The organism is Microcella frigidaquae, assembly GCF_014200395.1.
GTDB classification, from domain to species: Bacteria; Actinomycetota; Actinomycetes; order Actinomycetales; family Microbacteriaceae; genus Microcella; species Microcella frigidaquae.
Window position 1 is genome coordinate 1,022,731 of the sequence record NZ_JACHBS010000001.1, and the last position, 23,213, is coordinate 1,045,943.

Below are 23,213 nucleotides of genomic sequence, written 5' to 3' on the forward strand. Positions count from 1 at the left end.
TTCGAAGCTTCGAGCGCCTCGACACGCGCCAGAACGAGGTGTGGGCACCCCGAGTTCCGTGATTTGTGACGTCGCCGCGGGGGCCGGGGAGGCGCGCGCCGCTCAGTCGGGGGTGAGCACGCTGCGCGACTGGGCGGTGACGCTCGGCACGACGAGCCGGTAGATGCCGAGCCCGACGACGTCGATCGCGATGCCCAGCACCACGACGAGCGCGACCACGGTGAACCCGTCGGGGAAGGCGAGGGCGACCGGCAGTACGAGCAGACCGTTGCGCGCTGCGCCGCTGAATGCGACCGACCGCACCTGCGAGATCGGCAGCCCGAAGGCCGTGCCGATGAGGATGCTCACCGGCGCCAGCACGATGAGATAGACGCCCAGCAGGGGTGCGACGGCTTCGAGCAGGGCGACCCGCTCGCCTGCACGCGGGATGAGCACGGCGGCCACCACACCGGCGGCGACAGCGGTCGCGGGGGCCGTGAGTACCGATGCGCGCCGGAGCGCGCCGCCCAGGCGCGGCGCGCGCAGCCCGAGCATCTGCAGCACGGTGACGAGCGCGGCCGGCGCAACGATGCCCGCGAGCACGAAGAGGGGCAGGCGCGAGCCGTCGAGCGCGATGAAGTTCTCGGTCGCGGTGAACAGCAGCATGAACGCCGGCACCGTGATCGCCTGCAGCACGAGCAGCAGGGGCGCGAGCGCCAGCAGCGCCTCGACCGCGCCGCCCGCGCGGCGCAGGAACGTCGCGACCAGACCGACCCCGGGCGCCAGCAGCATGAGCAGCAGCCCTGCCTGCAGGTCGGGATCGTTCACCAGGATGCGGCTCAGCACATAGGCGAGCAGCGGTGCGATGGCCAGGTTCAGCAGCAGCACGGCCCCGAGCAGGCGACGATCGAGCACGGCCCGGCCGAACGAGGCGAGCGGAACATCGAGCAGGGTGATCGCGATCGCCAGCGCGACGACCACCAGCAGCACCCCGTCGGGTACGCCCGCCGCGGTGGGGACGAGCGCCCCGATGAGCGTCCCCGCCCCGATTCCCGCCAGCACGATGACGATCGTCGCTGCGGGCGTCAGAGCGCGGGGCGCGGATGCGGGGCTCACGCCGCGCCGCCCCCCGGCCGCCCGCCCACGGGCTCGGAGCGCGCCAGCCGCACAAACTCAGCCAGCCCCAGCTGCTCGCCGCGCGCCGTCGGGTCGAGCCCCGCCGCCTCAAGGGCGGCCGTGGCCGCCGCGCTTGAGCCGTACACCTCGGCGAGCGCCTGCCGCAGCATCTTGCGCCGCTGCCCGAACGCGGCGTCGACGAGCTCGCCGACGCGCAGGCGCTCGGCTTCGGTTCCGGGGGCGTCGGCACGGGTCATGCCGACGAGCACGCTGTCGACGTTCGGCACCGGCCAGAACACCTGCCGGCTCACCTGCCCCTCGACCCGCCACTGCCCGTACCAGGCCGCCTTCACGCTCGGCCCGCCGTACACCTTCGAGCCCGGCTCGGCCGCGAGGCGGTGGCCGACCTCGGCCTGCACCATGACGAGCACGCGGCGGACGCCCGGCTCGAGCGCGAGCAGGTGCAGCAGCACCGGCACCGAGATGTTGTAGGGCAAGTTCGCGACGAGCGCGGTCGGGCGGTGCCCGCCGGGCGCATCGGGCACGGCATCCACGCGCAGCGCGTCGGCGGTGACGACGGCGAGCGCGGCCTCGGGCTGGAGTGCGCCGACCGTCTGCGGCAGCTGAGCGGCGAGCCGCGCATCCACCTCGATCGCGACGACGGGATGCCCCGCCTCGAGCAGTCCGAGCGTCAGCGAGCCCAGCCCCGGGCCGACCTCGAGCACGGGCTCACCGGGCAGCAGCGCCGCCGTCCCCACGATGCGCCGCACGGTGTTGGCGTCGTGCACGAAGTTCTGGCCCAGCTTCTTGGTCGGCGTCACATCGAGCAGGGCGGCGAGGTCGCGCACCTCGGCCGGCCCCAGCAGGCCGCTCATCGCTCGCCCGGGTAGTCGGGGCCGGGGTGGTGGTCGGGGCTGCCCTCGTCGGCCGCGTCGAGCGCGGCGGCCTGCGCGGCTGCGGCCAGCTCGCTCGGCGAGCCCGGAACCTCGTCGGGGCCCGCCCAGGGGTCGCCCGGCGCCGTCACCGGCTCGGCGTCCCACGTGCCGTAGACCTGCTCGCTGTTCGACGCGATGAGGGCGCACAGCGTCGGCACGTCGGTGCCGAGGTGCTCGGCCATCGCCCGCACCGTGTGCGGCATGAGGTACGGCCCGTTCGGCCGCCCGCGGAACGGGTGCGGGGTCAAGAAGGGCGCGTCGGTCTCGACGAGCACGAGCTGGCGCGGCATCACCTCGAGCGCCTCACGCAGGTTCGCGGCGTTCTTGAACGTCACCGTTCCGGCGAAGCTCGCGTACCAGCCGTTGTCGGCGAGAACGCGGGCGAGGTCGGCGTCGCCGCTGAAGCAGTGGAAGACCGTGCGCTCGGGGGCTCCGACGCGCAGCAGCGTCGCCACGATGTCGTCGTGCGCGTCGCGGTCGTGGATCTGCAGTGCCAGGCCGTGCTTCTTCGCGATGGCGATGTGGGCTTCGAAGGCGGCGAGCTGCGCGTCGCGTCCGCCCCCCGGCTCGGTGCGGAAGTAGTCGAGGCCGGTCTCGCCGATGGCGACCACGCGGGGCTGCGCGGCCAGCTCGTCGATGACCGCGAGAGCGGCATCCAGCTCGCCCGATTCGGCGAGCGCCGGAGCCTCGTTCGGATGCAGGGCGACGGCGGCGAGAACCCGCGGCTCGCGTGCCGCGACCGCGGCCGACCAGCGGCTCGTGAGCACGTCGGTTCCCACCTGCACGACGCCGCGCACGCCGACAGCGGATGCCCGATCGAGGTGCTCGCGGTAGTGCAGCGGGTTCTCGCCGTCGGCGATCTCGAGGTGAGTGTGGTTGTCGTAGACCGGCACCGTCAGCGCTTCGGGGCTCGGCGGGTAGCTGAGGTCGCGCGTCGTGCCCTCCATGATCGCGCGGGCGCGCACGTGCGGATCAAGCGCGGCGGGGTCGAGCTGCTCAGTCACGGTATCGCCTCCGCAATGACCGTACCGCGGGCGGCTGAGCGGTCTCGCCCTACTCGGCCTCGATGCGCGGGAAGAGCGCCTCGAGCGGCTGCGTCTGGGCGCCGGCGGGCAGCTGACCCCAGCGGGCGGCATCCGGGATGCTCTGCGCGCGCAGCCCGCCCAGCGCGGCCTCGGCGCCCAGCGCCACCCAGAGCTTCTGCGTGGCCTGCGGCATGACGGGCGAGAGCAGCACGGCGAGAGCACGCAGGCCCTCAGCGGCGGTGGCGAGGATCGTGTGGAGCCGACCCTCGAGGGCGGGATCCTTCGCGACCTTCCAGGGCTCCTGCTCGGTGAGGTAGCCGTTGAGCTCGTCGACGAGGGTCCAGATCGAGGCGATCGCGTCGTGGATGGCGAACACGTCGAGGGCGCGCTGGGCGCCGGCGAGAGCATCCGCCGCCACCTGCTCGATGCGACGGTCGGCGTCGGTGACCTCAGGGGCGGCGGGCACGACGCCGTCGCAGTACTTGCCGATCATGGCGACGACCCGCGAGGCGAGGTTGCCGAACCCGTTGGCGAGCTCGGCCTGGTAGCGGGCGGCGAGGTCCTCCCACGAGAACGAGCCGTCTTGCCCGAACGAGATCGCGCTCATGAAGTAGTAGCGGAATGCGTCGCTGCCGAAGACCTCGGTGATCTGGTGCGGGGCGATGCCGGTCAGCTTCGACTTCGACATCTTCTCGCCGCCGACGAGCAGCCAGCCGTGGCCGAAGACCTTGGCAGGCGGCTGCAGCCCCGCGGCCATGAGCATCGCGGGCCAGATGACGGCGTGGAACCGCGCGATGTCCTTGCCGACGAGCTGCACGGCCGGCCAGCGGCGGGAAAAGTTCTCGTCGTCGCTGCCCCAGCCGATCGCCGAGATGTAGTTGAGCAGGGCGTCGAACCACACGTAGGTGACATGGCTGTCGTCCCACGGGATGCGCACGCCCCAGTCGAAGCTCTGGCGCGAGATCGACAGGTCGTCGAGGCCGCGCCGCACGAACGAGACGATCTCGTTGCGCAGGCTCGCGGGCTGGATGAAGTCGGGCTGCGACTCGTAGAGGTCGAGCAGCTTCTGCTGGAACGTCGAGAGCGCGAAGAAGTAGTTCTTCTCCTTCAGCACCTCGATCGGACGACCGTGGATGGCGCACACGCGCTGCCCCGCGAACTCGCCCACACCGTCGACGAGGTCGTCGTTCTGCTTGTACTCCTCGCAGCCGACGCAGTAGTAGCCCTCGTACTCGCCCTCGGTGATGAAGCCGTCGTCGTAGAGCTTCTGGAGGAACTGCTGCACGACCGTCTCGTGGCGCTGCTCGGTCGTGCGGATGAAGTCGTCGTTGGCGATGTCGATGGTGTCGAGCAGCGGCTTCCACGCCGACTCGACGAGCCTGTCCGCCCACTCCTGCGGCGTGACGCCGTTGGCGACCGCGGTGCGCAGAATCTTCTGACCGTGCTCGTCGGTGCCGGTGAGCGACCAGGTGTCGACCCCCGACTGGCGGTGCCAGCGGGCGAGCACGTCGGCGGCGACCTCCGTGTAGGCGTGGCCGATGTGCGGCACGTCGTTGACGTAGAAGATCGGCGTGCAGATGTAGAAGCGGTCGGCGGCACCCATGGTGTGCTCCAGCCTACCGGCGCGGTTCCGTGCGTTAAGCGGTACCATTGCCGCTCGTGAGGATCACTAGATTCTTCGCAGGGGGGATCGTGGGCGCGGCACTGGCTGTCGCGCTCAGCGGTTGCGCGGGCAGCGCGCCGCCGCTGACCGTCTACGGCGGGCTCATCGACCGCTGCGTCGAGAACCGGACGAGCGACGAGGGCTTCATGGCCCTGGTCGGAACGACCGTCGTCAACGAGTCGCCGCGCAGCGTGATCCTGCGCGACGTTGACCCCGTCCGCCTCATCAACGCCTCCATCGCCGAGATCAGCGTCGTGCCCCTCACGGCCCCCGAGGTGGGATTCGGCCTGGCCCCGGGTGGCGAGCTCACCCCCGATCAGTTGGCCCTGTGGCGCGAGCGGCAGCCGCTCGACGGCACGGTCATCGGTCCCTTCCAGGCCGTCAGCATCGTCCTGCACCTGCACGCCGCCGACTACCGCGAATACGCCGGCATCGAGGGGCTGCGCGTGCAGTACGACGACGGGTGGTTCTCGACGACCAGCACCTCCGAGACCGAGGTCGGCTTCGTCGCGCCCTGGGCGCACTGCGGCACGCGCTAGCGTGCTGGCTGTGACCCGTCGTTCCGCTCTCGCCGTCATCCCGCTCGTCGCCGCCCTCGCCCTGAGCAGCTGCAGCGGCTCGCCCGACGATCCGCTGGGGCTCGGCGGCTGCCTCGAGGGCGATCGCGGCACGATCGCGGTCGGCGTCAGCAACACCTCCGGCGAGCCGATCGTGATCGACGCCGCCGCCCTGGCCGAGGGGTCGACGGGCGTGGTACTGGTCGACACCTTCCTGGCCATCGACGAGGAAGCCCGCGACACCGCCGTGCTGTTCGACGACGGGGGCCGCGCCGCGTTCGGCGGCGTCGACCTCGATCGTCAGGCGATCGAACCGGATGCTGCCGCCTTCGTCGGCGTCGAGGTGCAGCGCACCGGTACCGAGCCGGGGCGTGTCGCCGGCCTGACCCTCACCGTTGACGGCGAGCCGCAGGGTGCGCCCGTCACGCTCGACCTCGTCGACAGCTGCGGGTAGCCCAGGCCGCGGACCCTCGCCGGCTACCGAGCGGCGTGCCGTGTGAGCCCCTACGGGCGGCGAGCGGCGAGCGCGGCCTCGTAGAGCTCGCGGCGGCCGAGTCCGGTCGCGGCGGCGACGGCGGCGGCGGCATCCTTCAGGCGCTCTCCCGTGGCGACGCGACCCAGCACGTCGGCGAGCGCCGCATCCGGGTCGGCGGATGCCCCCGCCGGCGCCCCCGCCACCACGAGCACGATCTCACCGCGAGCACCGTCGCTGAACCGCTCGGCGAGCTCGGCGAGGCTGCCGCGCGCGACCTCCTCGAACTTCTTGGTGAGCTCGCGACAGACGGCGGCCCGCCGCTCGGGGCCGAAGGCATCGCGCGCGTCCGCGAGCGCGGCACCGATGCGGTGCGGCGACTCGAAGAAGACGAGCGTGCGCGGCTCGGCGGCGAGGGCCCGCAGCGCGGTCGCGCGGCCCGACCGGGGCAGGAATCCCTCGAAGACGAAGCGGTCGGTCGGCAGGCCGCTCAGCACGAGTGCGGTGAGCACGGCGCTCGGGCCGGGCAGCGCGGTCACGGCGACATCGGCGGCGATGGCGGCCTCGACGAGCACGTAGCCGGGGTCGCTGATGGCGGGCATCCCCGCATCGGTGAGCACGAGCACGTCGGTAGCGCGCGCCCGCTCGACCAGCTCGGCCGCCTTCTGCCGCTCGTTGTGCTCGTGCAAGGCGACCAGCGCCGGGCGGTTCTCGACCCCCAGTGCGCGCATCAGCTGCACGGCCGTGCGGGTGTCCTCCGCGACGATCAGCTCGGCGTTCTCGAGCGCCTCGACCAGGCGGCGGCTCGCGTCGCCGAGGTTGCCGATAGGCGTGGCGGCGAGCACGATCATGCGGCCATCTTCCCACCCGCTCGCTCTACGGCACCGGCGGGGTGCCGAGTCCTACCCGTCAGCGCCCGGCTACCCGGCGAGGCGACGCGACGAGATGTGCCCAAATCGCAATGTGCCTCTGGCGGCACGTGCCGTGAGAGGCACATTGCGAGAGCGGGAAACCCGCTCGGCGCGACGGTGTGCGATGGGCGGTCGAGCGCGCGGCAGACCTGAGTCACGACCACTGAGATGCCCCGGCCTACGATGGGCGGGTGACGGCGGAACGACCCGAGGCGACGCACCAGCGCTCACCATCCGCGCGCGTGCTGAGCATCGCCGTTCCGGCCGCGGTGCTCGGGGTGGCCGCGGCGACCCGGCTCATCGGGCTCGACGCCCCCGGCGGGCTGGTCTTCGACGAGACGTACTACGTGAAGGATGCCGAGTCGCTGCGGCAGCTGGGGTACGAGGGCCGCTGGCCCGACGACGCGAACTCCAACTGGGCCGCCGGCACCCCGGGCAGCCCGAGCGAACTCGCGGCATTCGTCGCGCATCCGCCTCTCGGCAAGTGGGTGATCGCCCTCGGGCTCGCCCTTCTCGGCCCCGAGAACCCCGCCGGTTGGCGGCTCGGCACGGCCCTCGCGGGCATCGCCCTCGTCGGGCTGGTCATGGTGCTCGCCCACCTGCTGCTCGGGCGCCTCGTGCTCACGGGCATCGCGGGGCTGCTCATCGCCATCGACGGAAACGCCATCGTCATGAGCCGGGTCGCCCTGCTCGACGGGGTGCTCGCGCTGCTCGTCGTGCTTGCGGTGATCCTGCTGGTGCTCGACCGGCGGCAGGTGCGGGGCGCGCTCGACGCCTGGCTCGCCGACCGTCGCGCCGCGGTGCCGGGCCGGCGGCAGCGCTCGACCGACTGGGGCCCGGCGTTATGGGGCCGCCCCTGGCTCGTCGCGGCGGGCATCGTCTTCGGCCTCGCGATCGGCGTGAAGTGGAGCGCCCTCTACCTGCTCGCCGCCTTCGCCGTGCTGACTGTCGTCGCTGATGCGATCGAGCGCCGTCGCGCCGGCATCGCCCTGTGGGCGAGCGGCACGCTGCTGCGGCAGGCGCCGATCAGCGCGATCCTGCTGCTGCCCTCCGCGCTCGCCGCCCACCTGCTGACCTGGACGGGCTGGTTCATGACCAGCGGCGGCTACGGCCGCGCCCGCGAGGTCACCGATGACAACCGGCTCGCCGGTCCGTTCGGGCTGCTGCCCGACGCCCTGCAGAACTGGTGGGCGTACCAGGTGGCAATCTACGGCTACCACGTCGGCGTCACGAGCGAGCACAACTACGAGGCACCCGCGATCGGCTGGCCCCTGCTGCTACGCCCGACCTACATGCACTACATCGACCGCGGCGACGGCACCGCCGAAGCCATCTCGGGCATCCCGAACCCGCTGATCTGGTACCTGGCCGTCGCCGCCGTCGTCGCGCTCGTCGCGTGGGCGGTCGTCGAACTGATCACGCGCGGGCGAGCGGCGCGAACCGGTCTCGACCGCGCTCGCATCGCCCGCCCCGCCGCGATGCCCGCGAGCGGCTGGGCCATCGCGCTGGTGCTCACCGGGGTGGTGGCCGGGTGGCTGCCGTGGCTGCTGTACCCCGAGCGCACGATGTTCTTCTTCTACACGATCGTGCTCACGCCGTTCCTCCTGCTGGCGCTCACGATCATGCTCGGCGCGATCCTCGGCCCCGCCGACGCCTCGCCCGGGCACCGCCGCACCGGCCGCATCATCGTGATCGGGATGCTCGCCCTTGCCGCGCTGATCAGCCTGTTCTTCCTGCCGCTGTGGACGGGTGCGCCGATCCCGATCGACCAGCTGCGGCTGCGGTACTGGCTACCGACGTGGGTGTAGCCGCCCGTACACGGCCCGGCGCAGCAGCCATTCGGCGGGTCCGCTGCGGTCGGCCGCGGCCAGCAGCCCCGCCAGCACGAGCGTCGCAAGCCAAGTGATGACCGCGATCTGGGTGGCCTCGGCGACACTGGCGCTGCCGCCCAGGCCGAACCCGTACGGAGCGAAGACGATCACGAAGACGACCGACTGGGTGAGGTAGCCGCTCAGTGACCGCTGCCCGAGGGCGGCGAGGAGCCGCGAGAGCGGCCCTCCCGGCTTCGCGGTGGGGGCGCCGAGCTCGCCGCCGCGGCCGCGCCCGCCGACGATGAGGGCGATGAGCGCGACGGAGGCGGCACCGCCGACGGCGCCCGTCGCGGCGTGCAGCATGGCGGCGAACGGCTCGACGATCGCCGACAGCTCGATGACGCCGAGCAGTGCGAGCGCGATCGGCAGCGCGCCGAGCACCGAGACCGGCAGGCCGATTCCCGCCACGAGCGCGAGTGCCCGTCGGTGCTCGAACGGCTGCTCGAGCACGCGGTACCGCGCCGCCCACATGCCCAGGATCATCGGCGCGAGCAGCCCGAGCCCGCCGAACGGCACGGAGAGCATCCCGAGCGTCCATTCCCCGAGGCGCGCGAGCACGGCGAGCGGGTAGGTCTCGGCCCCGGCAGAGTTGAAGGCCGCCGCGCTCGGGATGCTCGCACCGACCTGCGCGAGAAGGCCGCTCAGACCTTCGGCCACGCCGACGAGCACGAGGAACCCGAACGCCAGGCCCCCGACGATCGCCAGCGTGCGCCCCGATGCGCGGATCAGCAGCACGAGCGCGAGGCCGAGCAGTCCGTAGGTGCCGAGGATGTCGCCGAAGAACAGCAGCACGCCGTGCGCGGCGCCGAAGGCGATGAGCCAGGCGTTGCGGCGCAGCAGCAGTCGACGCGCCTGGGGCCACTCGGTGCCGCGCGCGTGCTCACGGGTCAGCAGCTGGGTCATGCCGTAGCCGAAGAGCAGGGCGAACAGCGGGTAGCTGCGGTTGTCGGCGAGGGTCGCGACGAGGGCGTTGACCCAGGGGTCGGCCGCGGCATCCGTCACCGGCTTGAACAGCAGGCCGAGCTCGCGACCGTACAGGAAGAACGGCACGTTCGCCACGGCGATGCCGAGCAGCACGAGGCCGCGCGCCACGTCGGGGGCGAGGGCGCGCTCGGCGCGGGCGGTCGGGGCTAGGGGTGCGGGCGGCGTGGGCTGAGCATCCGTCGTCATGACCGCCACGATACGGCGGCGAACGACGGATGCGGATCCGTCGCTCGGCGGATCGGCCACGATGTGACGTCCACCGCACGGCGGGTTCGCGACCGAAGGTTACGCCGCGTAACGCGCACGTGCCCGGCGTCTGCGCACTGCGATTAGCCTGAGGCCATGGCCGACCGCGACTATGGCTTCCGCACGCGCGCCGTGCACGCCGGCAACGTTCCCGACTCGGCGACGGGTGCCCGCGCCCTGCCGATCTACCAGTCGAGCGCCTTCGTGTTCGATTCGACCGAGGATGCCGCCGCCCGGTTCGCGCTGCAGAAGTACGGCAACATCTACTCGCGGCTGGCGAACCCCACGGTCGCGAGCTTCGAGGAGCGCGTGGCGAGCCTCGAGGGCGGCCTCGGCGCTGTGGCGACCTCGAGCGGCCTCAGCGCGCAGTTCGTCACCTTCGCCTCGCTCGCGGGCGCGGGCGACCACATCGTCGCCTCGTCGAACCTCTACGGCGGCTCGATCACGCAGCTCGACGTGACCCTGCGCCGCTTCGGCGTCGAGACCACCTTCGTCGCGAGCGACGACCCGGCCGACTACGCCGCGGCGATCATCCCGGGCCGCACCAAGCTCGTCTTCGCCGAGACGATCGCGAACCCCTCCGGCGATATCGCCGACATCGCGGGCCTCGCCGAGGTGGCGCACGCCGCCGACCTGCCGCTCGTCATCGACTCGACCATCGCGACCCCCTACCTGTGCCGCCCGATCGAGTGGGGCGCCGACATCGTCGTGCACTCGGCCACGAAGTTCCTCGGCGGGCACGGGACCACCCTCGGCGGCGTCGTCGTCGAGTCAGGGCGCTTCGACTGGTCGAACCACAACTTCCCGCTGTTCGAGGAGACGGTCGCCCACTACGGCGGGCTCACCTGGTACGGCAACTTCGGCGAGTACGCCTTCCTCACCCGCCTGCGGGCAGAGCAGCTGCGCGACATCGGGCCGGCGCTCGCCCCGCACTCGGCCTTCCTGCTCGCGCAGGGCGTCGAGACGCTGCCGTACCGCATGCAGGCGCACGTCGACAATGCGCGCCGCGTCGCGGAGTGGCTCGAGGCCGACCCGCGCATCGAGACGGTCAACTGGGCGGGTCTGCCGTCGCACCGACACCACGCCCGCGCCGCGCAGTACCTGCCGCTCGGCCCGAGCTCGGTGTTCGGCTTCGTCGTGAAGGGCGGCCGCGCCGTCGGCCAGGGCCTCATCGAGAACGTGACCCTCGCGAGCCACCTCGCCAACATCGGCGACGCCAAGACGCTCATCATCCACCCCGCCTCGACGACGCACGCGCAGCTCACCGAGCAGCAGCTCGTCGACGGCGGCGTGCACCCCGGCCTCGTTCGCCTCTCGGTGGGCATCGAGGACGCCGACGACATCATCTACGACCTCGATCAGGCTCTGGATGCGGCGCTGAAGGGAGCCTCGGCATGAGTGACTCGACCACCGGCACCCAGGCCGACACGGCGACCGTCACCCTCGCGAACGGGCTCACCTGCGCCATCCCCGCGAGCTCGCCGCTGGCGAAGCTGCTGAAGTCGCAGCGCACGTGGGTGGGGCCCTCCGCGAAGGAGCGGCTGGGCATCCTGCGCCGCGCGAAGAGCGTGGCGATCGTCGGCGCCTCGCCGAACCCCGCGCGCAGCTCCTACTTCGTGGGCACCTACCTGCAGCAGTCGAGCAGCTACCGCGTCTACTTCGTCAACCCCAACGCGACCGAGATCCTGGGGCAGCCCGCCTACCCCGATCTCGCCTCGCTTCCCGAGGTGCCCGACATCGTCGACGTGTTCCGCAAGGCGAGCGACATCCCCGCCGTCATCGACGACGCCCTCGCCGTCGGTGCGCCCGTGGTGTGGGTGCAGCTCGGCATCTGGAACGAAGAGGCGGCGCGCTACGGCGAGTCGAAGGGCCTCACGGTCGTCATGGACCGCTGCATCAAGGTCGAGCACGCCCGCTTCCACGGCGGTCTGCACCTCATGGGCTTCGACACCGGGGTCATCTCGGCGAAGAAGCAGGTGCGCTGACCGTCTGTTCTCTCGGGGCGCGGAGTTAGGGTCGCAGCATGACCACGATCTCCGCATCCATCGCCGTCACCGTCGTCGGCGGGCCCACCGCCCTGCTCGAGTGGGCGGGGCTGCGTCTGCTGCTCGATCCGACATTCGATGAGCCGCGGCGGTACGGCGACGAGCCCGATGCGCTCGAGAAGACGGCGCCGCCCGCGGTAGCCGCCGCCGACCTCGGGCACATCGACGCCGCCCTGGTGTCGCACCACCACCACGAAGACAACCTCGACCTCGCGGGCCGCGACCTCGCGATCTCCCTGCCGCTCGTGGTCACGACGGCCGCCGGCGCGCGCGACCTCGCGGCGCGCGGCGGCACGGCCCGCGTGATCGGGCTCGACGACGACGAGGCGATCACGCTCGACGACCCGACCGTCGTGGGGTCGGCCGTCGCCGACCGCGCACCCGAAGGCGCTCGACTCATCGCGCTGCCCGCGCAGCACGGCCCCGATCAGTGGGCCGAGAGGCTCGGGCCCGTGTGCGGCTTTCTGCTGCACGCCCCCGGGCAGCCGACCGTCTACGTCTCGGGCGACAACTCGGAGGTCACGGTCGTCGAGGCGGTCGCCGCCCGCTATGGGCACGTGGATGCGGCGCTCCTGTTCGCCGGAGCCGCCCGCGTCGATGACATCGACGCACCCCTCACCCTCACGGCCGAGCGCGCGCGGGCCGCGGCGCTCGCGCTCGGTGCACGGCGGGTCGTGGGGCTGCACGTGGACCAGTGGACGCACTTCAGCGAGGGCCGCGACGCCCTCGAGCGCGAGTTCGCCGGGCTCAACTCGTCCGCGGGCGGGCCGCTGCTCGCCGCCACACCCCTGGGCGTGCGCACCGAGGTCGCGCTCTAGCGCGAGCCCGCATCCCGCCGCCGTCGGCTCGCCATCACGGCGAGGCGACGCGCGGGACGGCGAAGAGCGCGCCGCCCATGCCGGGTGCTGCGTGCCTCGCCGAGCGCGTGGCGAGACGCTGCGCACTCATTCGGCTGGCTGTCCTTCCAGAACTGCGGATCGACCTGAACCGTGTTCATTCGCATCCGCAGTTCTGGAAGGGGCTATCTCCCTGACCCGTCACGGGTGCTCGGTGGGCGACGAACCAGCCACCCGGCGGAGGCGAACCCCCGAGTTCAGATAGGCCACGCCGACGAGCAGCCACGCTGTGAAGGAGATCACGTCCTCGGCAAGGCTGTACTCGCTGGCCGGTGCAGTGATCAGGTAGATCACGAGAACACCACCAACGGCAGTAGCGACTCCGAGACTCCAACGATGCCTCCCCGTGAACTGCCACCAGGGTCGAGGCTCAGCGCTTTCACCGGCCACTCGGAAGACACGCGCGCCGACGATGAGGAACACGAGAGTCACGAATATGCCCACCGACAGCGCGAGTTCAGCGCTCGAACCGGCGGCGAGGACCACTACCTCTACGGGCCACCCCGCGAGCAGACCGATGACGACGAAGAGGGCCTTGGCCCACCACGCCGTGATGCGCCACGGCCGCCAGGACACCGCGAACCTCTAGAAGTCGGTGTTGAGCGGGTGCGCACCCACGCGCTGGTCGCGGTCGCAGGCTGCGATCGTCGCCATCTCGTCGGCCGACAGCTCGAAGTCGAAGACGTCGGCGTTCTCGATGAGCCGCTCGCGACGAGTCGTCTTCGGGAAGACGATCAGGCCCTCCTGCAGGTGCCAGCGGATCGCGATCTGCTGCACGCTCTTGCCGTGCCGCTCGGCGATCGCGGCGAAGCCGGGCAGCTCGGCGAGGTCGTAGTTGCCGCTGCCGAGCGGGCTCCACGACTCGGTCAGGATGCCCCGCTCGGCCTGGAACGCGCGCAGGTCGCGCTGCTGGAAGGCGGGGTGCAGCTCGATCTGGTTGACCACCGGCACGACATCCGTCGCCGCGGCGAGGTCGTCGAGGTGGGTCTGCAGGAAGTTCGAGACGCCGATCGACCGGGCGAGACCCGCCTCGCGCAGCTCGATGAGGGCCTCCCAGGTCTCGACGTGCTTGCCGTACTTCGGCGCCGGCCAGTGGATGAGGTAGAGGTCGACCTGCTCGAGGCCCAGACGCTCGAGGCTTGCCTCCAGCGCACCGCGGGCCGTGTCGCGGCCCTGGTCGCTGTTCCACAGCTTGGTCGTGATGAAGAGTTCGTCGCGCGGCACCCCGCTCGCCGCGATCGCCTTGCCGACGCCCGTCTCGTTCTTGTAGACGCGCGCGGTGTCGATGTGGCGGTAGCCGACCTCGATCGCCTCGCCGACGACGCGCTCGGCCTCGGCATCGTCGACCTGCCAGACCCCCAGCCCGAACTGCGGGATGCGGTGGCCGTCGTGCAGGGTCAGGAAGGGAGTCGGGATCGCGTCAGTCATGACCCCATTCTCCCCCACCCCGCTCAGTCGCGGCTGGGCACCGCGCGCTCGTCGGGCCCGGTGTACAGGCTCAGCGGGCGGATGAGGGCGTTCGCGGCGAGCTGCTCGCGCACGTGCGCCGTCCAGCCCGTCACGCGGGCGGCGATGAACAGCGGCGTGAAGATCTCGGTCTCGAAGCCCATGAGGTCGTAGGCCGGGCCCGACGGGTAGTCGAGGTTCGGCTTGATGCCCTTCGCCTCGTCCATCGCCCGCTCGAGCGCGTCGTAGAGGTCGAGCACCTCCGGTCGCTCGTAGTGCGCGACGAGGGTCTCGAGCGCGGCCTTCATCGTCGGAACGCGCGAGTCGCCGTTCTTGTAGACCCGGTGCCCGAAGCCCATGATCTTGCGCTTCGCGGCGAGGGCGTCGGCGAGCCACCCGGTCGCCGCATCCGCTGTGCCGACCTCGCGGAAGACGTGCATGACCGCCTCGTTCGCGCCGCCGTGCAGGGGGCCCTTGAGCGCGCCGATCGCACCCGTCACCGCCGAGTAGACGTCGCTCAGGGTCGAGGCGATCACGCGGGCCGTGAAGGTCGACGCGTTGAACGAGTGCTCGGCGTACAGGATCATCGACACGTCGAAGGCGTTCACGACGACCAGCTCGGGCACCTCGCCGAAGGTCATGTGCAGGAAGTTCGCCGAGTAGCCGAGGTCGTCGCGCGGCTCGACGAGCTCCTGGTCGCGCATCCGCCGCTGGGCGTAGGCGACGATCGCGGGCAGCTGCGCCCACATCCGGATGCTGCGCTCGAGCGTCAGGTCGCCGTCGATCCACGTGCCGTCGGTCGTGAGCGACTCGTCGAGCGCGCCGAGCACGCTCACGGCGGTGCGCACGACGTCCATGGGGTGCGCGCTCAGCGGCAGCGCATCCATCGCGTCTTTCACCGTGGGGTTCAGGTGCCGCAGCGAGCGCTCGAGCGTCTCGAACTCGGCGAGCTGCTGCGCGTTCGGCAGCTCGCCGTGCCACAGCAGGTAGGCGACCTCCTCGGCCGTGCAGCGCTCGGCGAGCTGCTGCACGGGGTACCCGCGGTACAGCAGCGAGTTCGTGTCGGGGTTGACCTTCGAGATCGCCGTGACGTCGACGACGACGCCGGCCAGGCCCTTCTTGATGTCGTCGAGCATGTCGGTCTCCTTGTGGGTCAGCGGCCGGTGTACGTGAAGATGTCCGAATCGAAGGCGTTGTACGCCTCGTAGTCGAGCAGCTCGTAGAGCCTGCCTCGAGTCTGCATGCCCGCGACCTCGCCGTCGAGGGTTCCGGTCGATTGCAGGGTGTCGAGCGCCCGCTCGATCGCGCCGAACGCGATGCGCAGCAGCGAAACGGGGTGGATCACGAGGTTGACGCCGACGTCGGCGAGCTGCTGGTGGGTGAACAGCTCGCTCTTGCCGAACTCGGTCATGTTGGCGAGGATCGGCACGCTCACGGCCTTCCTCATCTGCTCGAACTCCGCGAGCGTGCCCATCGCCTCGGGGAAGATCGCGTCGGCGCCGGCGGCCTCGAGGGCCTTCGCGCGGTCGATCGCGGCATCCATTCCCTCGACGCCGCGGATGTCGGTGCGCGCCATGATCACGAGGTCGGGATCGCGGCGCGCATCCACCGCCGCGCGGATGCGCTTGACCGCCGTGTCCAGGTCGACGACCGCCTTGCCGTCGAGATGCCCGCAGCGCTTGGGGTTGACCTGGTCTTCGAGGTGCAGGCCCGCGACCCCCGCGTCTTCGAGCTCGTGCACCGTGCGGGCCACGTTCATGGGCTCGCCGAATCCGGTGTCGGCGTCGACGAGGGTCGGCAGGTCGCTCATCCGACTGATCTGGTGGGCGCGGTGGGCGACCTCGCTGAGCGTCGTGAGCCCGATGTCGGGCAGTCCGAGCTCGGCGGCCATGACGGCGCCCGAGATGTAGGCGCCGTCGAAGCCCTTGTCGGCGATCAGGCGGATGCTGAGCGGCGTGAACGCGCCCGGGAACACCTGCAGGCGCCCGCTCGCGAGCCCCGCGCGGAACGCCTGGCGGCGCTGGCTCGGCGTGGTGGTGGTGGAGAGCATCAGTAGAGTCCCTTCGGGGCGGCGGGCAGTGGCCGGGCGGCTGTCACGGTGAGGCCGCCGAGCTCAGCCGGGCTGAGCTCGGGCAGGCGTTGGGCGACATCGAGGAAGCGGTCGATCTCGTCGGGGCTCAGGATGCCCTCCGCGAGCATCCGGAACTTGCCCACGTACTCGGCGCGACCGAAGGGCCGCGCGCCCAGGGGGTGCGCGTCGGCGACAGCGATCTCGTCGACGACGCGCGTGCCATCGGTCAGCTCGATCTCGATGCGGCCGCCGAACGCCTTCTCGCGCAGGTCGAGGGAGTGGTAGCGGCGCGTCCACTCGGCGTCTTCGGTCGTCGTGATCTTCTGCCAGAGGGCGACCGTGTCGGGGCGGCCCGCGCGCTCGGGCGCGTACGAGTCGACGTGGTGCCAGCGCCCGTCTTGCAGCGCGACGGCGACGATGTACGGGATCGAGTGGTCGAGCGTCTCGCGGCTCGCGGTGGGGTCGTACTTCTGCGGGTCGTTCGCGCCGGAGCCGATGACGTAGTGCGTGTGGTGGCTCGTGTGCAGCACGATGCGCGCGATGTTCGCGGGGTCGCGCAGCTCGGGGCGCTCGGTACCGAGGCGGCGCGCGAGGTCGATCCAGGCCTGCGCCTGGTACTCGGCGGAGTGCTCCTTCGTGTAGCTGTCGAGGATGCCCGTGAGCGGCTGACCGCTGTCCGGCAGCGGAACCTCGTAGCGAGCATCCGGGCCGCTCAGCAGCCAGGCGATGAACCCGTCCTCCCCCTCGTAGATGGGGCTCGGGCTGGTCTGGCCGCGCATGGCCCGGTCGACGGCTTCGACGGCCATCTTGCCGGCGAAGGCGGGGGCGTGCGCCTTCCAGGTCGAGATCTCGCCCTTGCGCGACTGCCGTGTGGCGGTCGTCGTGTGCAGGGCCTGGCCGATGGCCTGGAAGATCGTCTCCGTCGGCAGTCGCAGCAGCGTGCCGATGCCGGCCGCGGCGCTCGGGCCGAGGTGTGCGACGTGGTCGATCTTGTGCTCGTGCAGGCAGATGGCGCGCACGAGGTCGATCTGGATCTCGTAGCCGGTGAGCAGCCCCTTGAGCAGCTGCGCTCCGTCGGCGCCGGTGTGCTGGGCGACGGCGAGGATCGGCGGGATGTTGTCGCCGGGGTGCGAGTAGTCGGCGGCGAGGAAGGTGTCGTGGTAGTCGAGCTCGCGCACGGCGACGCCGTTGGCCCAGGCGGCCCACGCGGGGCTGTAGCGGGTGTCGGCGGGCGTGCCGAACACGGTGGCGCCGGGCGTGTACGGGTGGGCTTCGGCCTGCCCCCGCGCGCTGATGACCGGAGCGCGGTCGAGGCTCGCGACGGCGACGGCGGCGTTGTCGATGACGCGGTTGATGACCATGTCGACGGCCTGCTGGTCGAGGGGTCGGTCTTGCTCGGCGGCGAGCGCCGCGAGCTTGCCGGCGAGCTGGTCGGCGGCGGCGAGGGGCTCGCTGCTCTTGTAGGTGCGCACGGTGTGGGTGGTCGTCATGGTCGCTCTTTCGTGTCGTCGCCGCTGCGCGGCAGGTGGGCGTGGATGCTCGTGAGGGCTTCGTGCAGGTGCAGCCGGGTCGCGGCGGCCGCGCGTTCGGGGTCGCCGTCGGCGATGGCGCGGGCGATGGAGCCGTGCTCGGCGGCGCTGCGCGCCAGGCGGTCGTCGTCGTCGCGGGCGAGGCGGCGAACGCGCGCGAGGTGCACGCGCGTGCTCTGGATCGCCGTCGCGAGGTAGGGGCTGCCGCTCAGGCTCTCGTCGAGCGCAGCGTCGAACTCGGCGACGAGGGCGTAGTAGCCGTGGCGCTGCGGGTCGTCGGCCGCGAGGGTCGTCGCATCGACGGCCGCGAAGCGCGCGGCGAGCTCGGCGAACCGCGCCCGCGCCGCGTCGCCACCCGACTCTGCGTCGCCACCCGACACTGCCCCGCCACCCGACACTGCCCCGCCACCCGACACTGCCCCGCCACCCCACACTGCCCCGGTGGCTCGCTCTCCCACCCGCCGCGCCGCGAGCCGGGCGGCCTGCTCGTCGAGCGCGGCGCGCAGCTCGAACAGCGCGGTGACGTCATCAGGCTCGATCTCGCTGACGACGAGCGTGCGGGGGCCGCGCTCGGTCGCAAGCCCGGCGGCGATGAGGCGGGCGAAGGCCTCGCGCACAGGGGTGCGACTCACTCCAAGCCGCGCGGCCTGCTCGACCTCGGTGAGCGGGGCACCTGGCGCGAGCTCGCCGTCGACGATCGCCGCCCGGAGGGCGTCGAACGCGCGATCGGCGGCCGTGCTCATCCCCTCAATGTATACATTGACCGTCGATAGCGCTAGATCGCGCGGATTTCGTGCGTCTTTCGTATACACCAGCATCCACCCTCGTCGTCCTCGGCGTGCGTGAGAGGGGCCTCGGCGTCGTGCATGTCGATCTCGCGGCCATCCAGGTCGAGCTCGTCGTAGAACGATGGCACGCGCAGCGCCAGAAGGTGGTCGACGAGGCCTGCGATGGCGCCGATCACGCGCGGACTCAGGCGATAGACGCGGGCGTTCTGATCGATCCGCGTGGTGACGAGGCCGGCCCGGGCGAGGCGATTGAGATGCTTCGAGATGCCCTCCCTGCCAATCCCGCGCTCGCTCTGCACGGCGTCGGCGATCTGGCCGGCCGCATGCTCACCGCTCGCCAGGATCTCGATGATGCGCCACCGAACCGGGTGGGCGAGCAGAAAGAGAGTTTCCATTTCTGCAATGTGCCTCTCGCGGCACGTGCCGCGGGAGGCACATTGCGAAATCGAGGATGTCGAACCCCACGGCGCGGTCGGGAAGGAGCGGTGAGGCGACAGGAAGAGAAGCGGGCCGAGGCGCGGGCTGAGGCGCGGGCAGGGCCCGGCGGGAGGCAAGCGCGGGGGCGGGCGGGAGCGCGGGGGCGGGCGGGAGCACGGGGGTGGGCGGCGCCTAGACTGGAGGGCTCATGACTGCGCCCGACGATCGACCCGCGCCCCGCATCCCGGGGCTGGCGATCACGTACCCGCCGGACCTGCCGGTGTCGCAGCGGCGCGACGATATCGCCGCCGCGATCGCCGCGAACCAGGTCGTCATCGTCGCGGGCGAGACCGGGTCGGGCAAGACCACGCAGCTGCCGAAGATTCTTCTCGAGCTCGGGCGCGAGAGCATCGCTCACACCCAGCCGCGCCGCATCGCCGCCCGCACGATCGCCGAGCGCGTCGCCGACGAGCTCGGCTCGGAGCTCGGGGGGCTCGTCGGCTACAAGGTCAGGTTCACCGACCAGGTCAGTGCCGGCACGCGCGTGACGCTCATGACCGATGGCATCCTGCTCGCCGCGCTTCGCGGCGACCGCGAGCTGCGGGCCTACGACGCGATCATCATCGACGAGGCGCACGAGCGCAGCCTCACCATCGACTTCCTCATCGGGTATCTGAAGCAGCTGCTCCCCCGTCGGCCCGAGCTCAAGGTCGTCATCACCTCCGCGACCATCGACCCTGAGAGCTTCGCGCGGCACTTCAGCGCCGCCGACGGCACGCCCGCGCCGATCATCGAGGTGAGCGGGCGCACCTACCCGGTCGAGATCCGGTACCGGCCGCTCGTTCCCGACGGGGCCGACACCGACAACCCCCGTGCCGACCAGAGCAGTGACCCAGACAGCGACGACGACGGCCCGGCCACCCCCGGTGCGGCGATCGACATGGTCGACGGCGTCATCGCCGCGGTCGACGAGCTCGGCCGCGAGGGCGACGGCGACGTGCTCGTGTTCTTCAGCGGCGAGAACGAGATCCGCGACGCGGCGGATGCCCTCCGCGGGCACCTCGCCCGCCAGGGCCCGCGCGGCGCCGCCACCGAAGTGCTGCCGCTGTACGGCCGGCTCAGTGCGGCCGAGCAGCACCGGGTCTTCGAGCGACCCCCCGCGGGCATCCGCCGCCGCATTGTGCTCGCCACCAACGTCGCCGAGACGAGCCTCACCGTGCCCGGCATCCGCTACGTCGTCGACACCGGCACGGCGCGCATCAGCCGCTACTCCACGCGCTCGAAGGTGCAGCAGCTGCCGATCGAGCCGATCTCGCAGGCGAGCGCCAACCAGCGCTCGGGCCGCTCGGGGCGCACGAGCGACGGCATCGCGATCCGGCTGTACTCCGAGGCCGACTTCGAGCGGCGGCCCGCGTACACCGAGCCCGAGATTCTGCGCACCAACCTCGCCGCCGTCATCCTGCAGATGATCGCGCTCGGGCTGGGCGACATCGAGCGCTTCCCCTTCCTGCAGCCGCCCGACAAGCGCGGGGTCGCCGACGGGCTCGAGCTGCTGCGCGAGCTGGGCGCGCTGGAGCCCGGGCGCGGCGACCTGCGCATCACGAAGACCGGCCGCGCCATCGCGCAACTGCCGCTCGACCCGCGGTACGCGCGCATGGTCGTCGAGGCCCAGAAGCTCGGGGTGGTGCGGGAGGTCGTCGCGATCGTCGCAGGGCTGAGCATCCAAGACCCGCGCGAGCGGCCCGCCGACCGGCGCGAGACGGCCGACCAGCTGCACAACCGCTTCCGCGACCCGACGAGCGACTTCATCACGCTGCTGAACCTGTGGCGGCACCTGCAGAAGCGGCAGACCGAGCTCAGCGGAAACCAGTTCCGCAAAGAGGTGCGCGCCGAGTTTCTCAACTACCTGCGCGTGCGCGAGTGGGCCGACGTCGAGCGGCAGGTGCTGCGGCTGCTGCCCAAGGAGCACCGGCCCAAGGGCGCTTCGCTGAAGGACGGGCTGCCGGAGTCGTCCGACGCCGAGGCCATCCACCGCGCCCTCCTCTCGGGCCTGCTCAGCCACATCGGCCTGCGCGACGACCGCGAGGCCCCGACCGGCACCACCCAGAAGGGTGCCCGCGGAAAAGACGCAAAGGGCGACACCCGCCCCGCCCGCGGCCGCGAGTTCCTCGGAGCGCGCGGGCGTCGCTTCGTCGTCTACCCCGGCTCGGGCCTCGCGAAGAAGCCGCCCGCCGCCGTCATGGCCGCCGAGCTCGTCGAGACCAGCCGGCTGTTCGCCCGCACGGTCGCCGCGATCGACCCCGCCTGGGCCGAGGCGCTTGCCGGCGACCTCGCGAAGAAGCAGTACAGCGAGCCGCGCTGGCAGAAGAGCCAGGGCTCCGCGGTCGTCGACGAGAAGGTGACGCTGTACGGCGTGCCGATCGTGCCCCGTCGCCGGGTGCAGCTGTCGCGCATCGACGCGCCGCTCGCGCGCGAGCTGTTCATCCGCCACGCGCTCGTCGAGGGCGAGTGGGACATGAGTCGGCTCGACAAGCGCCTCACCCAGTTCGTGCGCGACAACGCGCGGCTGCGGCGCGAGCTCGAGCAGTTGGAGGAGCGCCAGCGGCGGCGCGACATCCTGCTCGACGACGAGCGGCTCGTCGAGTTCTTCGAGCAGCGCATCCCCGACGACGTCACCGACGTGCGCCGCTTCGAGCGGTGGTGGCGGGATGCTCGCCGCGAGCATCCCGAACTGCTCACGCTGCAGCGGGCCGACCTCATCGAGGCCGACGAGCCCGAGGTCGACGACCACGCCTACCCGACCCGGCTCACCCTCGGCGATCAGACCCTCACGGTCGGGTACCGCTTCGAGCCCGGTGCCGCCGACGACGGCGTCACCGTCACCGTGCCGCTGCCGCTGCTGCCCCGTCTCGACACGGCGGGATTCGACTGGCTCGTTCCGGGGCTGCGGCTCGAGCTCGTGACCGCGCTGCTCAAGACGCTGCCGAAGGCGATTCGCCGCAACGTCGTGCCCGCGGCCGACTGGGCCGCTCGACTCTTGGCCGCGGTGCCGCCCGGGGCCGACCTGCGCGAGCTCTCGATCACCGAGTTCCTCGCCACCGAGATCCGCCGCCAGACCTTCACGCCCGTCGACCCCGACGACTTCGACCTCGACCGCCTGCCCCCGCACTTGCGCATGGGCTACGCGGTCGTCGACGAGCGCGGCAGCAAGCTCGCGCGCGGCACCGACCTCACGGCCCTGCAGCAGAAGCTGCGCGAGCGCACGCGCGACTCGGTCGCGAAAGTCGCCAGCGCCGCGGCGAAGAGCCCGATCGAGCGCGGCGGCATCACGGTGTGGGACGACACCATCGGCACGGGATCGGGGGGCGACGGTGGTGCCGGCGGCACCCTGCCCCGCCAGCTCGACATGCGCCGCGGCGAGACGACGATTCGCGCGTACCCCGCGCTCGTCGACGAGGGCGGCTCGGTGGCGATCCGGCTGCAGACCTCGGTCGCCGACCAGGTGGCCGCGCACCGTGCGGGAGTTCGCCGGCTCGTGCAGCTGGGGGTTCCGTCGCCGCTCGCGTACATCCAGGAGCACCTGACGAGTGCCGAGAAGCTCAGCCTCGGCGCCTCGCCCTACCGCTCGACGGCCGCGCTCATCGACGATTCGCTGCGTGCCGTGATCGACGCCGAGCTCTCTGATGGCCCGGATGCTCTCCCCTGGTCTCGCGAGCAGTTCGAGTCCCTGCGCGACCGCGTCAACGCCGGCCTGCCCGACCGCCTGTTCGGCATCGTCGCGACGACGGCGGCCGTGCTGGCGGCGGCGCGCGAGGTCGACGTGCTCATCGGGCGCAGCTCGAGTCTGCAGCTCATGGCGCCGCTCGCCGACGCGCGCGAGCAGCTCAACGCCCTCGTGCACGACGGATTCATCGGACGCACGGGCCTCGCCCGCCTCCCGCGACTCGTCGTCTACTTGCGCGGCATCAGCCACCGCGTCGAGCGCCTCGCCGACAATCTCGGCCGCGACCGCGCGTGGATGCTCGAGGTGCAGCAGGCCGTGGAGCTCTACACCGCGGCGGGCGGCACGCTGCCCGTCGCCGCAGACCCCGAGCCGCGCATCCGCGAGGCCCGCTGGATGCTCGAAGAGCTGCGCCTCTCTCTCTTCGCGCAGCCGCTCGGCGCGCAGGGCCCGATCTCGGTGCAGCGCATCCGCAAGCAGCTCAGCGCTTAGTCGGCTCTTCGTCATGAAGCGGGGGTGAGGGTCGCGGGCGTGGCGGTCG

General features: G+C 71.8%; 20 protein-coding genes. 7 read left to right on the plus strand and 13 right to left on the minus strand.

Features of this window, described 5'->3' with window-relative positions; all coding sequences use genetic code 11:
- Positions 1–102: 102 nt before the first annotated feature.
- The 4 genes from BJ959_RS05055 to metG form a co-directional block, all read right to left on the minus strand.
- Positions 103–1,095: a hypothetical protein gene (locus BJ959_RS05055; protein ID WP_153982650.1), complete on the minus strand. Its 993-nt coding sequence runs from the start codon at positions 1,093–1,095 to the stop codon at positions 103–105.
- Positions 1,092–1,970 carry a 16S rRNA (adenine(1518)-N(6)/adenine(1519)-N(6))-dimethyltransferase RsmA gene (rsmA, locus tag BJ959_RS05060; RefSeq protein WP_153982651.1) on the minus strand — a complete coding sequence of 293 codons (879 nt, stop codon included), beginning with the start codon at positions 1,968–1,970 and terminating at the stop codon, positions 1,092–1,094. Before rsmA ends, BJ959_RS05055 begins: the two co-directional genes overlap by 4 nt.
- Positions 1,967–2,977 (minus strand): TatD family hydrolase, encoded by a 1,011-nt coding sequence (locus BJ959_RS05065; protein WP_153982680.1) that lies wholly within the window; start codon positions 2,975–2,977, stop codon positions 1,967–1,969. Before BJ959_RS05065 ends, rsmA begins: the two co-directional genes overlap by 4 nt.
- A 106-nt stretch (positions 2,978–3,083) precedes the next feature.
- Positions 3,084–4,658, minus strand: a complete 1,575-nt coding sequence (gene metG / locus BJ959_RS05070; protein ID WP_153982652.1) for a methionine--tRNA ligase — start codon at positions 4,656–4,658, stop codon at positions 3,084–3,086.
- 56 nt (positions 4,659–4,714) lie between these two features.
- Between metG and BJ959_RS05075 the strand changes: the two genes are divergently transcribed.
- Together BJ959_RS05075 and BJ959_RS05080 are read left to right on the plus strand one after the other, a co-directional pair.
- Entirely contained in the window at positions 4,715–5,257 is a 543-nt protein-coding gene (locus BJ959_RS05075; protein ID WP_183321880.1) for a hypothetical protein, read from the plus strand.
- Between the two features lie 10 nt (positions 5,258–5,267).
- Positions 5,268–5,729 carry a hypothetical protein gene (locus BJ959_RS05080; RefSeq protein ID WP_153982654.1) on the plus strand — a complete coding sequence of 154 codons (462 nt, stop codon included), beginning with the start codon at positions 5,268–5,270 and terminating at the stop codon, positions 5,727–5,729.
- A gap of 50 nt (positions 5,730–5,779) precedes the next feature.
- Here BJ959_RS05080 and rsmI read toward each other — a convergent pair whose 3' ends face one another.
- Entirely contained in the window at positions 5,780–6,598 is an 819-nt protein-coding gene (rsmI, locus tag BJ959_RS05085) for a 16S rRNA (cytidine(1402)-2'-O)-methyltransferase (RefSeq protein WP_153982655.1), read from the minus strand.
- Between the two features lie 251 nt (positions 6,599–6,849).
- On the opposite strand from rsmI, the gene BJ959_RS05090 reads away from it, so the two are divergent.
- On the plus strand, positions 6,850–8,466 hold the full coding sequence (locus BJ959_RS05090; protein ID WP_153982656.1) for a phospholipid carrier-dependent glycosyltransferase: 1,617 nt from the start codon (positions 6,850–6,852) through the stop codon (positions 8,464–8,466).
- Here the strand turns inward: BJ959_RS05090 and BJ959_RS12970 are convergent.
- Positions 8,449–9,759 carry a DUF418 domain-containing protein gene (locus BJ959_RS12970; protein WP_153982657.1) on the minus strand — a complete coding sequence of 437 codons (1,311 nt, stop codon included), beginning with the start codon at positions 9,757–9,759 and terminating at the stop codon, positions 8,449–8,451. The genes BJ959_RS05090 and BJ959_RS12970 overlap by 18 nt on opposite strands.
- Positions 9,760–9,855: 96 nt before the next feature.
- Here BJ959_RS12970 and BJ959_RS05100 point away from each other — a divergent pair, with 96 nt between their 5' ends.
- From BJ959_RS05100 to BJ959_RS05110, 3 genes are read left to right on the plus strand one after another with little or no spacing between them, the layout of a single operon-like run.
- Positions 9,856–11,157, plus strand: a complete 1,302-nt coding sequence (locus BJ959_RS05100) for an O-acetylhomoserine aminocarboxypropyltransferase/cysteine synthase family protein (protein WP_153982658.1) — start codon at positions 9,856–9,858, stop codon at positions 11,155–11,157.
- The gene (locus tag BJ959_RS05105) at positions 11,154–11,744 is read left to right on the plus strand and encodes a CoA-binding protein (RefSeq protein WP_153982659.1); all 591 of its coding nucleotides are present in this window, start codon (positions 11,154–11,156) and stop codon (positions 11,742–11,744) included. The genes BJ959_RS05100 and BJ959_RS05105 overlap by 4 nt, the downstream gene beginning before the upstream one ends.
- 38 nt (positions 11,745–11,782) lie before the next feature.
- Positions 11,783–12,622, plus strand: a complete 840-nt coding sequence (locus BJ959_RS05110; RefSeq protein ID WP_153982660.1) for an MBL fold metallo-hydrolase — start codon at positions 11,783–11,785, stop codon at positions 12,620–12,622.
- Between the two features lie 219 nt (positions 12,623–12,841).
- Here BJ959_RS05110 and BJ959_RS05115 read toward each other — a convergent pair whose 3' ends face one another.
- Genes BJ959_RS05115 through BJ959_RS05145 form a run of 7 tightly spaced genes read right to left on the minus strand, consistent with a single transcriptional unit; the run spans position 12,842 to position 18,929 of the window.
- Positions 12,842–13,276 (minus strand): hypothetical protein, encoded by a 435-nt coding sequence (locus tag BJ959_RS05115; protein ID WP_153982661.1) that lies wholly within the window; start codon positions 13,274–13,276, stop codon positions 12,842–12,844.
- A 9-nt stretch (positions 13,277–13,285) separates the two neighbouring features.
- On the minus strand, positions 13,286–14,128 hold the full coding sequence (locus BJ959_RS05120) for an aldo/keto reductase (protein WP_183321882.1): 843 nt from the start codon (positions 14,126–14,128) through the stop codon (positions 13,286–13,288).
- Positions 14,129–14,151: 23 nt separating this feature from the next.
- On the minus strand, positions 14,152–15,282 hold the full coding sequence (locus tag BJ959_RS05125; RefSeq protein WP_153982662.1) for a bifunctional 2-methylcitrate synthase/citrate synthase: 1,131 nt from the start codon (positions 15,280–15,282) through the stop codon (positions 14,152–14,154).
- Positions 15,283–15,299: 17 nt separating this feature from the next.
- On the minus strand, positions 15,300–16,196 hold the full coding sequence (gene prpB / locus BJ959_RS05130; RefSeq protein ID WP_153982663.1) for a methylisocitrate lyase: 897 nt from the start codon (positions 16,194–16,196) through the stop codon (positions 15,300–15,302).
- On the minus strand, positions 16,196–17,707 hold the full coding sequence (locus BJ959_RS05135) for an MmgE/PrpD family protein (RefSeq protein ID WP_153982664.1): 1,512 nt from the start codon (positions 17,705–17,707) through the stop codon (positions 16,196–16,198). The genes prpB and BJ959_RS05135 overlap by 1 nt, the downstream gene beginning before the upstream one ends.
- Entirely contained in the window at positions 17,704–18,489 is a 786-nt protein-coding gene (locus BJ959_RS05140; RefSeq protein ID WP_153982665.1) for a GntR family transcriptional regulator, read from the minus strand. The genes BJ959_RS05135 and BJ959_RS05140 overlap by 4 nt, the downstream gene beginning before the upstream one ends.
- Positions 18,490–18,521: 32 nt before the next feature.
- Complete coding sequence (locus tag BJ959_RS05145; RefSeq protein ID WP_153982666.1) at positions 18,522–18,929, minus strand: ArsR/SmtB family transcription factor; 408 nt, start codon at positions 18,927–18,929, stop codon at positions 18,522–18,524.
- Between the two features lie 230 nt (positions 18,930–19,159).
- Between BJ959_RS05145 and hrpA the strand changes: the two genes are divergently transcribed.
- A complete protein-coding gene (gene hrpA, locus BJ959_RS05150; RefSeq protein ID WP_153982667.1) occupies positions 19,160–23,164 on the plus strand; it encodes an ATP-dependent RNA helicase HrpA in 4,005 nt (1,334 codons plus the stop codon).
- Positions 23,165–23,213: the final 49 nt, after the last annotated feature.

What these genes read in the sequence shown, in the direction of transcription:
- rsmA (WP_153982651.1), bottom strand. Translation starts at nt 1,970, where the DNA reads ATGAGCGGCCTGCTGGGGCCGGCCGAGGTGCGCGACCTCGCCGCCCTG.
- BJ959_RS05065 (WP_153982680.1), bottom strand. Translation starts at nt 2,977, where the DNA reads ATGGAGGGCACGACGCGCGACCTCAGCTACCCGCCGAGCCCCGAAGCG.
- metG (WP_153982652.1), bottom strand. Translation starts at nt 4,658, where the DNA reads ATGGGTGCCGCCGACCGCTTCTACATCTGCACGCCGATCTTCTACGTC.
- rsmI (WP_153982655.1), bottom strand. Translation starts at nt 6,598, where the DNA reads ATGATCGTGCTCGCCGCCACGCCTATCGGCAACCTCGGCGACGCGAGC.
- BJ959_RS05100 (WP_153982658.1), top strand. Translation starts at nt 9,856, where the DNA reads ATGGCCGACCGCGACTATGGCTTCCGCACGCGCGCCGTGCACGCCGGC.
- BJ959_RS05105 (WP_153982659.1), top strand. Translation starts at nt 11,154, where the DNA reads ATGAGTGACTCGACCACCGGCACCCAGGCCGACACGGCGACCGTCACC.
- BJ959_RS05110 (WP_153982660.1), top strand. Translation starts at nt 11,783, where the DNA reads ATGACCACGATCTCCGCATCCATCGCCGTCACCGTCGTCGGCGGGCCC.
- BJ959_RS05120 (WP_183321882.1), bottom strand. Translation starts at nt 14,128, where the DNA reads ATGACTGACGCGATCCCGACTCCCTTCCTGACCCTGCACGACGGCCAC.
- BJ959_RS05125 (WP_153982662.1), bottom strand. Translation starts at nt 15,282, where the DNA reads ATGCTCGACGACATCAAGAAGGGCCTGGCCGGCGTCGTCGTCGACGTC.
- prpB (WP_153982663.1), bottom strand. Translation starts at nt 16,196, where the DNA reads ATGCTCTCCACCACCACCACGCCGAGCCAGCGCCGCCAGGCGTTCCGC.
- BJ959_RS05135 (WP_153982664.1), bottom strand. Translation starts at nt 17,707, where the DNA reads ATGACGACCACCCACACCGTGCGCACCTACAAGAGCAGCGAGCCCCTC.
- BJ959_RS05140 (WP_153982665.1), bottom strand. Translation starts at nt 18,489, where the DNA reads ATGAGCACGGCCGCCGATCGCGCGTTCGACGCCCTCCGGGCGGCGATC.
- BJ959_RS05145 (WP_153982666.1), bottom strand. Translation starts at nt 18,929, where the DNA reads ATGGAAACTCTCTTTCTGCTCGCCCACCCGGTTCGGTGGCGCATCATC.
- hrpA (WP_153982667.1), top strand. Translation starts at nt 19,160, where the DNA reads ATGACTGCGCCCGACGATCGACCCGCGCCCCGCATCCCGGGGCTGGCG.